The organism is uncultured Streptococcus sp., from assembly GCF_963516575.1.
In the GTDB taxonomy this organism is placed as follows: domain Bacteria; phylum Bacillota; class Bacilli; order Lactobacillales; family Streptococcaceae; genus Streptococcus.
In genome coordinates, this window is sequence record NZ_CAUQCP010000008.1 from 37,011 (window position 1) to 48,881 (window position 11,871).

The 11,871-nt window shown below is 40.1% G+C and carries 11 protein-coding genes; all 11 read left to right on the forward strand.

The window, feature by feature from the left end; all coding sequences use genetic code 11:
* Nucleotides 1–51: 51 nt before the first annotated feature.
* The 11 genes from RWM06_RS02490 (at nucleotide 52) to RWM06_RS02540 (ending at nucleotide 11,775) form a co-directional block, all read left to right on the forward strand.
* Entirely contained in the window at nucleotides 52–1,212 is a 1,161-nt protein-coding gene (locus RWM06_RS02490; RefSeq protein WP_313969996.1) for an ABC transporter substrate-binding protein, read from the forward strand.
* A gap of 116 nt (nucleotides 1,213–1,328) precedes the next feature.
* Complete coding sequence (locus RWM06_RS02495; protein WP_000941421.1) at nucleotides 1,329–2,198, forward strand: branched-chain amino acid ABC transporter permease; 870 nt, start codon at nucleotides 1,329–1,331, stop codon at nucleotides 2,196–2,198.
* Nucleotides 2,199–2,201: 3 nt separating this feature from the next.
* Nucleotides 2,202–3,158: a branched-chain amino acid ABC transporter permease gene (locus tag RWM06_RS02500; protein WP_313969997.1), complete on the forward strand. Its 957-nt coding sequence runs from the start codon at nucleotides 2,202–2,204 to the stop codon at nucleotides 3,156–3,158.
* Nucleotides 3,158–3,922 (forward strand): ABC transporter ATP-binding protein, encoded by a 765-nt coding sequence (locus RWM06_RS02505; protein WP_001185995.1) that lies wholly within the window; start codon nucleotides 3,158–3,160, stop codon nucleotides 3,920–3,922. Before RWM06_RS02500 ends, RWM06_RS02505 begins: the two co-directional genes overlap by 1 nt.
* Nucleotides 3,922–4,632 (forward strand): ABC transporter ATP-binding protein, encoded by a 711-nt coding sequence (locus tag RWM06_RS02510; protein WP_000062200.1) that lies wholly within the window; start codon nucleotides 3,922–3,924, stop codon nucleotides 4,630–4,632. The genes RWM06_RS02505 and RWM06_RS02510 overlap by 1 nt, the downstream gene beginning before the upstream one ends.
* Nucleotides 4,633–5,050: 418 nt before the next feature.
* Nucleotides 5,051–5,707 (forward strand): CBS domain-containing protein, encoded by a 657-nt coding sequence (locus tag RWM06_RS02515; protein WP_000268670.1) that lies wholly within the window; start codon nucleotides 5,051–5,053, stop codon nucleotides 5,705–5,707.
* A 107-nt stretch (nucleotides 5,708–5,814) separates the two neighbouring features.
* Nucleotides 5,815–6,910 (forward strand): peptide chain release factor 2 gene (gene prfB / locus RWM06_RS02520; protein ID WP_313969998.1). Its coding sequence is split into 2 segments (ribosomal slippage): nucleotides 5,815–5,886 and nucleotides 5,888–6,910, totalling 1,095 coding nucleotides; the frame shifts between segments, so codons are not numbered across the junction.
* A gap of 17 nt (nucleotides 6,911–6,927) precedes the next feature.
* On the forward strand, nucleotides 6,928–7,620 hold the full coding sequence (ftsE, locus tag RWM06_RS02525) for a cell division ATP-binding protein FtsE (RefSeq protein WP_313969999.1): 693 nt from the start codon (nucleotides 6,928–6,930) through the stop codon (nucleotides 7,618–7,620).
* The gene (gene ftsX / locus RWM06_RS02530; protein ID WP_125421211.1) at nucleotides 7,613–8,539 is read left to right on the forward strand and encodes a permease-like cell division protein FtsX; all 927 of its coding nucleotides are present in this window, start codon (nucleotides 7,613–7,615) and stop codon (nucleotides 8,537–8,539) included. The genes ftsE and ftsX overlap by 8 nt, the downstream gene beginning before the upstream one ends.
* Nucleotides 8,540–8,724: 185 nt before the next feature.
* Complete coding sequence (locus tag RWM06_RS02535) at nucleotides 8,725–10,905, forward strand: PTS transporter subunit IIBC (protein WP_313970000.1); 2,181 nt, start codon at nucleotides 8,725–8,727, stop codon at nucleotides 10,903–10,905.
* Nucleotides 10,906–10,956: 51 nt separating this feature from the next.
* A complete protein-coding gene (locus tag RWM06_RS02540) occupies nucleotides 10,957–11,775 on the forward strand; it encodes an endonuclease/exonuclease/phosphatase family protein (RefSeq protein ID WP_313970001.1) in 819 nt (272 codons plus the stop codon).
* Nucleotides 11,776–11,871 lie beyond the last annotated feature (96 nt).

Below are 11,871 nucleotides of genomic sequence, written 5' to 3' on the forward strand. Positions count from 1 at the left end.
TTCGGTATATTCTTAACATGCTATTTATTTAAGAAATAAGGAGACAAAAAGATGAAGAAAAAATTTGCCCTATCGTTTGTGGCGCTTGCAAGTGTAGCACTTCTTGCAGCCTGTGGAGAAGTGAAGTCTGGAGCGTCAAACGCTGCTGGTAACTCAGTAGAGGAAAAGACAATCAAAATCGGATTTAACTTCGAAGAAACTGGTGCCGTAGCTGCCTACGGAACATCTGAACAAAAAGGTGCCCAACTTGCCGTTGATGAAATCAATGCTGCAGGTGGTATCGATGGAAAACAAATCGAAGTAGTCGATAAAGATAACAAATCTGAAACAGCTGAGGCAGCTTCAGTAACAACTAACCTTGTAACCCAATCTAAAGTATCAGCAATCGTAGGACCTGCGACATCTGGTGCAACTGCAGCTGCGGTAGCGAACGCTACAAAAGCAGGTGTTCCATTGATTTCGCCAAGTGCGACTCAAGATGGATTGACTAAAGGTCAAGATTACCTCTTTATTGGAACTTTCCAAGATAGCTTCCAAGGAAAAATTATCTCAAACTATGTTTCTGAAAAATTACAAGCTAAGAAAGTTGTTCTTTACACTGACAATGCCAGCGACTATGCTAAAGGTATTGCTAAAGCCTTCCGTGAAGCTTACAAAGGTGAAATCGTTGCAGATGAAACTTTCGTAGCAGGCGACACAGACTTCCAAGCAGCCCTTACAAAAATGAAAGGGAAAGACTTTGATGCTATCGTCGTCCCAGGTTACTACACTGAAGCTGGTAAAATTGTAAACCAAGCGCGTGGTATGGGAATTGACAAACCAATCATTGGTGGTGATGGATTCAACGGTGAAGAGTTTGTACAACAAGCAACTGCTGAAAAAGCATCAAACATCTACTTTATCTCAGGTTTCTCAACTACTGTAGAAGTTTCAGCTAAAGCAAAAGCCTTCCTTGACGCTTACCGTGCTAAGTACAATGAAGAGCCTTCAACATTTGCAGCCTTGGCTTATGACTCAGTTCACCTTGTAGCAAACGCAGCAAAAGGTGCTAAAAACTCTGGGGAAATCAAGGATAATCTTGCTAAAACAAAAGACTTTGAAGGTGTAACTGGTAAAACAAGCTTCGATGCAGATCACAACACAGTCAAAACTGCTTACATGATGACTATGAACAATGGTAAGGTTGAAGCAGCAGAGGTTGTAAAACCATAATAGAAAAATGTTGAAATAGGGAATGAGCCTCTGACTCACTCCCTGTTTCGGTGTTTAAGAACCTATCAAAAAGTGAGGGAAAACCCTCCAAATTATAAATAGAAAGAGTGAATCTTATGCTCCAACAACTAGTAAATGGTTTGATTCTAGGTAGTGTTTATGCGCTGTTGGCCCTAGGATATACCATGGTTTACGGAATTATCAAGCTCATCAACTTCGCCCACGGTGATATTTATATGATGGGAGCCTTTATCGGTTATTTCTTGATTAATTCTTTCCAAATGAATTTCTTTGTAGCTCTTATTGTAGCTATGCTAGCGACAGCCATTCTTGGTGTCGTGATTGAGTTCCTTGCTTACCGACCTTTGCGTCACTCTACTCGTATTGCTGTTTTGATTACAGCTATTGGGGTTTCTTTCCTACTTGAGTATGGTATGGTCTATCTGGTTGGTGCCAATACCCGTGCCTTTCCTCAAGCGATTCAAACAGTCCGCTATGATTTGGGACCAATTAGCTTAACAAATGTGCAGTTAATGATTTTGGCCATTTCCTTGATTTTGATGATTTTGTTACAAGTCATTGTCCAAAAGACTAAGATGGGGAAAGCCATGCGTGCGGTATCCGTAGATAGCGATGCGGCACAATTGATGGGGATTAATGTAAACCGTACTATTAGCTTTACCTTCGCTTTGGGTTCAGCTCTTGCGGGTGCGGCTGGTGTTCTGATTGCCCTCTATTATAACTCTCTTGAGCCTTTGATGGGGGTTACTCCAGGTCTTAAGTCTTTCGTTGCCGCAGTACTTGGTGGTATCGGAATCATTCCTGGTGCGGCTCTTGGTGGTTTTGTGATTGGTCTATTAGAAACCTTTGCGACAGCCTTTGGAATGTCAGACTTCCGTGATGCCATTGTTTATGGAATCTTGTTGTTAATCTTGATTGTCCGCCCAGCTGGTATCCTTGGTAAAAATGTGAAAGAGAAGGTGTAAACGATGAAAGAAAATTTAAAAGTTAATATTCTATGGTTACTCCTTTTGTTAGCTGGCTATGGCTTGATTAGTGTACTGGTTTCAGTCGGAGTACTCAATCTATTCTATGTACAGATTTTACAACAAATCGGAATTAATATTATTCTAGCTGTTGGTCTCAACTTAATCGTTGGTTTTTCAGGACAATTTTCACTTGGTCATGCTGGTTTTATGGCGATTGGTGCCTACGCAGCAGCGATTATTGGTTCTAAATCACCAACCTACGGTGCCTTCTTTGGAGCTATGCTTGTAGGTGCTTTGCTTTCAGGAGCAGTTGCCTTGCTTGTCGGAATTCCAACCTTACGCTTGAAGGGGGACTACCTTGCGGTGGCGACTCTAGGTGTTTCTGAAATTATCCGTATCTTTATCATCAATGGTGGAAGCCTTACAAATGGTGCGGCAGGTATCTTGGGAATTCCTAACTTTACAACTTGGCAAATGGTTTACTTCTTTGTCGTGATTACGACCATTGCAACCTTGAACTTCTTGCGTAGTCCAATTGGTCGTTCAACCCTCTCTGTTCGTGAGGATGAAATCGCTGCTGAGTCAGTTGGGGTTAATACGACTAAAATTAAAATCATAGCTTTTGTCTTTGGTGCCATTACTGCAAGTATTGCTGGGTCACTTCAGGCAGGATTTATCGGCTCTGTTGTACCGAAAGATTACACCTTCATCAACTCAATCAACGTTTTGATTATTGTTGTATTTGGTGGACTTGGTTCCATTACAGGTGCCATTGTTTCAGCTATTGTTCTTGGAATTTTGAATATGCTTCTCCAAGATGTTGCTAGTGTGCGTATGATTATTTACGCTTTGGCCTTGGTATTGGTAATGATTTTCAGACCAGGTGGACTCCTTGGAACATGGGAATTAAGCCTATCAGGTTTCTTTAAAAAATCTAAGAAGGAGGAACAAAACTAATGGCATTACTTGAAGTAAAACAGTTAACCAAACATTTTGGTGGTCTAACAGCTGTTGGAGATGTGACTCTTGAATTGAACGAAGGGGAATTGGTTGGACTAATTGGTCCAAACGGAGCTGGGAAAACCACTCTTTTCAACCTCTTGACGGGTGTTTATGAACCAAGTGAGGGGACTGTTACCCTTGATGGTCACCTTTTGAATGGAAAGGCACCATATAAGATTGCTTCTTTGGGACTTGGACGTACTTTCCAAAATATCCGTCTCTTTAAAGATTTAACCGTTTTGGACAATGTTTTGATTGCCTTTGGCAACCATCACAAACAACATGTTTTTGCTAGTTTCTTACGCTTACCAGCTTTTTACAAGAGTGAAAAAGAATTAAAGGCTAAAGCTTTGGAATTGCTGAAAATCTTTGATTTAGATGGAGATGCAGAGACTCTTGCTAAAAACCTCGCCTACGGACAACAACGTCGTTTGGAAATTGTTCGTGCCCTCGCTACGGAACCTAAAATTCTCTTTTTGGATGAACCAGCAGCAGGTATGAATCCACAGGAAACAGCTGAATTGACTGAGTTAATTCGTCGTATCAAAGATGAATTTAAAATTACAATCATGCTGATTGAACACGATATGAATCTGGTCATGGAAGTAACAGAACGTATCTACGTACTTGAATACGGTCGTTTGATTGCTCAAGGAACTCCAGACGAAATTAAGACCAATAAACGCGTTATCGAAGCTTATCTAGGAGGTGAAGCCTAATGTCTATGTTAAAAGTTGATAATCTTTCTGTGCATTACGGCATGATCCAAGCAGTCCGTGATGTAAGCTTTGAAGTGAATGAAGGAGAAGTTGTTTCCCTTATCGGTGCCAATGGTGCAGGTAAGACAACCATTCTCCGTACTTTGTCAGGTCTAGTTCGACCAAGCTCAGGAAAGATTGAATTTTTAGGTCAAGAAATCCAAAAAATGCCAGCTCAGAAAATCGTGGCAGGTGGTCTTTCACAGGTACCAGAAGGACGCCACGTCTTCCCTGGCTTGACTGTTATGGAAAATCTAGAAATGGGTGCTTTCTTAAAGAAAAATCGTGAAGAAAATCAAGCTAACTTGAAGAAAGTTTTCTCACGTTTCCCGCGTCTTGAAGAACGGAAGAACCAAGATGCAGCCACTCTTTCAGGAGGGGAACAACAAATGCTTGCCATGGGACGTGCTCTTATGTCAACACCAAAACTTCTTCTTTTAGACGAGCCATCTATGGGACTTGCCCCAATCTTTATCCAAGAGATTTTTGATATCATTCAAGATATCCAGAAACAAGGAACAACCGTCCTCTTGATTGAACAAAATGCCAATAAGGCACTCGCAATCTCTGACCGAGGCTATGTATTGGAAACAGGAAAAATCGTCCTATCAGGAACAGGAAAAGAACTCGCCTCATCAGAAGAAGTCAGAAAAGCATATCTAGGTGGCTAAAACAATCCAGTGGATTGTTTTAGTCGGTGGATGAAGATTACGAAGTAATCCTCATTAATAGTCCGGGGGACCTTTTTAGTCGGCAGATAGAGATTACGAAGTAATCATCATTATAGTCCTGGAGACCTTTTTAGTAGGTGGATGAAGATTGCGAAGCAATTATCATTATAGTAAGGGGGACCTTTTTAGTCGGCATATGGAGATTGCGAACAAATCTGCATCTACATTAAAAGATTAATTTCTAATAATTGAAAAAATCGAATGAAAGATATCATACCTTCATTTATAGAGCTCGATTTTAGAGCTCTTTTTGCTAGCTTATTCATACTTTTCTGAATTTTGAAAAAGAAATGTAAGCGTTTGATAGATTTACAAAAAGATTGTATAATAGGAACAAGAATAGAAAAGGAGAAATCTCATGGCAGTTAAAGATTTTATGACCCGCAAGGTAGTGTACATTAGTCCAGATACAACAGTATCTCATGCAGCAGATTTGATGAGAGAGCAAGGTTTGCACCGCTTGCCTGTTATCGAAAATGATCAATTGGTTGGTTTGGTGACTGAGGGAACCATTGCCCAAGCTAGTCCATCCAAGGCAACAAGTCTTTCTATCTATGAGATGAATTATCTTCTAAATAAGACAAAAGTAAAAGATGTCATGATCCGTGATGTTGTCACTGTTTCAGGTTATGCGAGTCTAGAGGATGCAACTTATTTGATGTTGAAAAATAAGATTGGTATTCTTCCTGTGGTTGATAACCATCAAGTCTATGGGGTTATTACGGACCGTGATGTTTTCCAAGCCTTTCTTGAAATTGCTGGTTATGGTGAGGAAGGAATTCGTGTGCGTTTTGTTACAGAAAACGAAGTCGGCGTTCTTGGTAAGATTGTTTCTCTAATCGTTGAAGAAAATTTAAATATCTCCCATACAGTTAATATTCCGCGTAAAGATGGTAAGGTGATTATAGAAGTTCAAATTGATGGTTCAGTTGATTTGGCAGCCTTAAAGCAAAAATTTGAATCCGAGAATATTCAAGTAGAGGAGATTAGTCGTACTTCTGCAAAAGTTTTATAAGGAGGGGAGCCGAAAGGCTTCTTTTTTCATGAAAAGGGGAGTAGAGCAAAAGATGGAAAGAAATGAGAGAATATGGTATAATAAAACGATACAAAAAAGGAGTATTTATGGACATTTCAGAAATTCGTCAGAAAATTGACGCAAATCGTGAAAAATTAGCTTCTTTCAGGGGGTCTCTTTGACCTCGAAGGTCTAGAAGAAGAGATTGCCATCTTAGAAAACAAGATGACAGAACCTGATTTTTGGAACGATAATATCGCGGCCCAAAAAACGTCGCAAGAATTAAATGAATTAAAAAACACCTATAACACTTTCCACAAAATGGAAGAGTTGCAGGATGAAGTCGAAATTTTATTGGACTTCTTAGCAGAAGACGAGTCGGTTCAAGAAGAACTGGTAACGCAGTTAGCCGAACTTGATAAGATGATGACCAGTTACGAAATGACCCTTCTCTTGTCAGAACCTTATGACCATAATAATGCCATTTTGGAAATCCATCCAGGATCTGGTGGTACAGAGGCTCAAGACTGGGGTGATATGTTGCTTCGTATGTACACTCGCTATGGAAATGCTAAAGGCTTTAAAGTAGAAGTTTTGGATTACCAGGCTGGTGATGAAGCAGGTATTAAGTCGGTGACCTTGTCCTTTGAAGGACCTAATGCCTATGGTCTCCTCAAGTCAGAAATGGGTGTTCACCGTTTGGTCCGTATTTCACCATTTGACTCTGCCAAACGTCGCCATACCTCTTTCACATCTGTAGAAGTAATGCCAGAATTGGATGATACCATTGAAGTGGAAATCCGTGAAGATGATATCAAGATGGACACCTTCCGTTCAGGTGGTGCTGGTGGACAGAACGTCAATAAAGTTTCAACAGGTGTGCGTTTGACACATATTCCTACGGGAACTGTCGTCCAGTCAACGGTCGATCGTACTCAATATGGAAATAGAGATCGTGCCATGAAGATGTTGCAGGCTAAGCTCTATCAAATGGAGCAAGAAAAGAAAGCTGCGGAGGTTGATTCCCTCAAGGGTGAGAAAAAGGAAATCACATGGGGAAGCCAAATCCGTTCTTATGTTTTCACGCCATATACTATGGTAAAAGATCACCGAACTAGTTTTGAAGTTGCTCAGGTAGATAAGGTTATGGATGGAGACCTAGATGGTTTTATCGATGCCTATCTCAAGTGGAGAATTAGCTAAGATAGAAAGGAACTCACATGTCAATTATTGAAATGAGAGATGTCGTCAAAAAATACGACAACGGAACGACTGCCCTACGTGGTGTTTCGGTAAGCGTTCAACCAGGGGAATTTGTTTACATCGTAGGACCTTCAGGAGCAGGAAAGTCAACATTTATTAGATCTTTGTACCGAGAAGTCAAAATCGAAAAAGGAAGTTTAACAGTAGCAGATTTTAATCTAGTTAAAATCAAGAAGAAAGATATTCCGCTTCTACGTCGTAGTGTTGGGGTGGTCTTTCAAGACTATAAACTCTTGCCAAAGAAAACCGTTTATGAGAATATTGCATACGCTATGGAAGTAATTGGGGAAAATCGTCGTAATATCAAAAAACGGGTGATGGAAGTTTTGGACTTGGTTGGATTGAAGCACAAGGTTCGTTCTTTCCCAAATGAGCTCTCAGGTGGAGAGCAACAGAGGATTGCGATTGCGCGTGCTATTGTAAACAATCCCAAAGTATTGATAGCCGATGAGCCAACAGGAAACTTGGATCCTGATAATTCATGGGAAATTATGAATCTCTTGGAACGGATTAACCTACAAGGGACAACTATTTTGATGGCGACTCATAATAGCCAGATTGTAAATACCTTGCGCCACCGTGTCATTGCCATTGAAAATGGCCGTGTTGTTCGTGACGAATCAAAAGGAGAGTACGGATACGATGATTAGTAGATTTTTTCGCCATTTATTTGAATCGTTAAAAAGCTTGAAACGAAATGGTTGGATGACAGTGGCTGCTGTCAGCTCAGTCATGATTACTTTGACCTTGGTGGCAATATTTGCTTCTGTTATTTTCAATACAGCGAAACTAGCTACAGATATTGAAAATAATGTCCGAGTAATGGTATACATTCGTAAGGACGTAGCTGATAATAGTGAGACTATTGAAAAAGAAGGTCAAACTGTTACAAATAATGACTACCACAAGGTATATAATGCTTTGAAGGGGATGTCTACAGTTAAGAATGTTACTTTTTCAAGTAAAGAAGAACAATATGAAAAATTAACTGAGACAATGGGGGATAACTGGAAAATCTTTGATGGTGACGCCAATCCTCTCTATGATGCATATATTGTAGATACTAACACACCAAGTGATGTAAAGACAGTAGCAGAAGAGGCTAAGAAAATTGAAGGTGTATCAGAAGTTCAAGATGGTGGTGCTAATACAGAACGCTTGTTTAAGTTAGCCTCATTTATTCGTGTCTGGGGACTAGTTATTGCGGGCCTCTTGATTTTCATAGCAGTCTTCTTGATTTCTAATACCATTCGTATTACAATTATTTCCCGCAGTCGAGAAATTCAAATTATGCGCTTAGTTGGTGCCAAGAATAGCTATATTCGAGGACCATTCCTACTTGAGGGGGCTTTCATCGGATTGCTTGGAGCAACTCTTCCATCGGTTTTAGTACTAGTTGTTTATCAAATGGTTTACCAATCTGTTAATAAGTCATTAGTAGGTCAAAACCTTTCTATGATTTCACCAGAAGTATTCAGTCCACTGATGATTGCCTTATTGTTTGTCATTGGAATTTTTATCGGTTCAATTGGATCAGGAATTTCAATGCGACGTTTCTTAAAGGTTTGATAGCACATTTTTTAAATGTCATTATAATAATACAAATATAAAAAAGGAAGTATAAAAACTTTCTTTTTTTCTTATTTTTTTAATAAAAGCCTTTACAAAAAAATTTAAAGTGGTATAATGAATACATAGCTAAGTGCAAACGTTTTCGTAAAACGTTTGCCTAAATAAAAATAAAGGAGATTTGAATGATGAAAGATACATTCAAAAATGTCTTGTCTTTCGAATTTTGGCAAAAATTCGGTAAGGCTTTGATGGTGGTTATCGCTGTTATGCCGGCTGCTGGTTTGATGATTTCAATCGGTAAGTCACTTGTGATGATCAACCCTAACTTTGCCCCACTCGTTATTACTGGTGGTGTACTAGAGCAAATCGGTTGGGGAGTCATCGTTAACCTTCATATCTTGTTTGCCCTCGCTATTGGAGGAAGCTGGGCTAAGGAACGCGCTGGTGGTGCGTTTGCGGCAGGTCTTGCCTTTATCCTAATCAATCGTATCACTGGTACAATCTTTGGCGTATCAGGAGATATGTTGAAAAATCCAGAAGCTATGGTAACAACTCTCTTTGGTGGATCAATCAAAGTTGCTGATTACTTCATTAGTGTTATGGAAGCTCCAGCACTTAACATGGGTGTCTTCGTAGGGATTATTTCTGGTTTTATTGGAGCAACTGCTTATAATAAATACTATAACTTCCGTAAGCTTCCTGATGCACTTTCATTCTTTAACGGAAAACGTTTTGTACCATTTGTAGTTATTCTTCGTTCAGTAATCGCTGCAATCGTACTTTCAGCTTTCTGGCCACTTGTGCAAACTGGTATTAATAGCTTTGGTATCTGGATTGCTAACTCACAAGAAACGGCTCCAATCCTTGCACCATTCTTGTATGGTACATTGGAACGCTTGCTCTTGCCATTTGGTCTTCACCACATGTTGACTATCCCAATGAACTACACAGCTCTTGGTGGTACTTATGAAGTCTTAACTGGTGCAGCAAAAGGTAGCCAAGTATTTGGTCAAGACCCACTTTGGCTTGCATGGGTAACAGACCTTGTAAACCTTAAAGGTACTGATGCTACTCAATATCAACACTTGTTAGATACTGTTCACCCAGCTCGTTTCAAAGTTGGACAAATGATTGGTTCATTCGGTATCTTGATGGGTGTGATTGTGGCTATCTACCGTAATGTTGATGCTGATAAGAAACACAAATACAAAGGTATGATGATTGCGACAGCTCTTGCAACATTCTTGACAGGGGTTACTGAACCAATCGAATACATGTTCATGTTCATCGCAACACCTATGTATCTTGTTTACTCACTTGTTCAAGGTGCTGCCTTCGCTATGGCTGACGTCGTGAACCTACGTATGCACTCATTCGGTTCAATCGAGTTCTTGACTCGTACACCTATTGCGATTAGCGCTGGTATCGGTATGGATATCGTTAACTTCGTTTGGGTAACTGTTCTCTTTGCTGTAATCATGTACTTTATCGCAAACTTCATGATTCAAAAATTCAACTACGCAACTCCAGGGCGTAACGGAAACTATGAAACTGCTGAAGGTTCAGAAGAAGCTAGCAGTGAAGTGAAAGTTGCAGCAGGTTCTCAAGCTGTAAACATTATCAACCTTCTTGGTGGACGTGCAAACATCGTTGATGTTGATGCATGTATGACTCGTCTTCGTGTAACTGTTAAAGACGCTGACAAAGTCGGTGATGCAGAACAATGGAAAGCAGAAGGAGCTATGGGTCTTGTCATGAAAGGACAAGGAGTTCAAGCTATCTACGGACCAAAAGCTGACGTATTGAAATCTGATATCCAAGATATCCTTGATTCAGGTGAAATCATTCCTGAAACTCTTCCAAGTCAAATGACAGAAGCGCAACAAAACACTGTTCAATTCAAAGGTCTTACTGAGGAAGTTTACTCAGTAGCAGATGGTCAAGTTGTTGCTTTGGAACAAGTAAAAGATCCAGTATTTGCGCAAAAAATGATGGGTGATGGATTTGCTGTAGAACCTGCAAATGGAAACATTGTATCTCCAGTTTCAGGTACTGTATCAAGCATCTTCCCTACAAAACATGCTCTTGGTCTTGTGACTGAAGCAGGTCTTGAAGTACTTGTTCACATTGGTTTGGATACAGTAAGTCTTGAAGGGAAACCATTTACAGTTCATGTAGCTGAAGGACAAAAAGTTGCAGCAGGTGATCTTCTTGTCACAGCTGACTTGGATGCTATCCGTGCAGCAGGTCGTGAAACTTCAACAGTAGTTGTCTTCACAAATGCTGAAGCTATTAAATCAGTTAAATTAGAACAAACAGGTTCTCTTGCAGCTAAAACAGCAGTTGCTAAAGTAGAATTGTAATATACTTGAGGTTGGAAGCTGTTTTCCAACCTCTTGTTTTAGGAGAAAAGCATGAAATTTTTAACACTCAATACTCATAGCTGGATGGAAAAAGAAGCTGAGGAAAAATTCCAGCTCTTGCTTGAAGATATTCTTGATAAAGACTATGATTTGATTTGTTTCCAAGAAATCAATCAGGAGATCACCTCGCTAGAGGTGGAGGTCAATGACCTTTATCAAGCTTTGCCAGCAGCTGAGCCTATTCACCAAGACCACTATGTTAGACTTTTGGTTGAAAAGTTGTCAGAGCAAGGAAAAAATTACTATTGGACTTGGGCTTATAACCATATCGGTTATGATCGTTACCATGAAGGTGTGGCTATCTTGTCTAAAACACCTATTGAAGCAAGAGAAATTTTGGTTTCAGATGTGGATGATCCAACAGACTATCATACTCGCCGTGTCGCCCTGGCTGAAACTGTAGTCGATGGCAAGGAGCTTGCAGTTGCCAGTGTCCATCTTTCTTGGTGGGATAAAGGTTTCCAAGAAGAATGGGCACGATTTGAAGCTGTCTTGAAAGAACTAAACAAACCACTTTTGCTAGCTGGAGATTTCAACAACCCGGCTGGTCAGGAAGGTTACCAAGCTATTTTAGCTAGTCCATTAGGCTTACAAGACGCATTTGAAGTTGCTCAAGAGAAAAGTGGTAGCTATACTGTTCCACCAGAAATTGATGGCTGGAAGGGGAACACAGAACCCCTTCGAATCGACTATGTTTTTACTACCAAAGAGTTAGAGGTGGAAAATTTACATGTCGTATTTGATGGTAACAAGAGTCCACAAGTTAGTGATCACTATGGCTTGAATGCTATTTTAAACTGGAAATCATAACTGATACTCTTCGAAAATCTCTTCAAATCACGTCAACGTCGCCTTGCCGTATAGATGTTACTGACTTCGTCAGTTTTATCTGCAACCTCAAAACAG

Bases quoted from the DNA above. Each gene is read 5' to 3' on its own strand.
- ftsE (WP_313969999.1), top strand. From the start codon at position 6,928: ATGTCAATTATTGAAATGAGAGATGTCGTCAAAAAATACGACAACGGA.
- RWM06_RS02510 (WP_000062200.1), top strand. From the start codon at position 3,922: ATGTCTATGTTAAAAGTTGATAATCTTTCTGTGCATTACGGCATGATC.
- RWM06_RS02535 (WP_313970000.1), top strand. From the start codon at position 8,725: ATGATGAAAGATACATTCAAAAATGTCTTGTCTTTCGAATTTTGGCAA.
- ftsX (WP_125421211.1), top strand. From the start codon at position 7,613: ATGATTAGTAGATTTTTTCGCCATTTATTTGAATCGTTAAAAAGCTTG.
- RWM06_RS02540 (WP_313970001.1), top strand. From the start codon at position 10,957: ATGAAATTTTTAACACTCAATACTCATAGCTGGATGGAAAAAGAAGCT.
- RWM06_RS02505 (WP_001185995.1), top strand. From the start codon at position 3,158: ATGGCATTACTTGAAGTAAAACAGTTAACCAAACATTTTGGTGGTCTA.
- RWM06_RS02490 (WP_313969996.1), top strand. From the start codon at position 52: ATGAAGAAAAAATTTGCCCTATCGTTTGTGGCGCTTGCAAGTGTAGCA.
- RWM06_RS02515 (WP_000268670.1), top strand. From the start codon at position 5,051: ATGGCAGTTAAAGATTTTATGACCCGCAAGGTAGTGTACATTAGTCCA.
- RWM06_RS02495 (WP_000941421.1), top strand. From the start codon at position 1,329: ATGCTCCAACAACTAGTAAATGGTTTGATTCTAGGTAGTGTTTATGCG.
- RWM06_RS02500 (WP_313969997.1), top strand. From the start codon at position 2,202: ATGAAAGAAAATTTAAAAGTTAATATTCTATGGTTACTCCTTTTGTTA.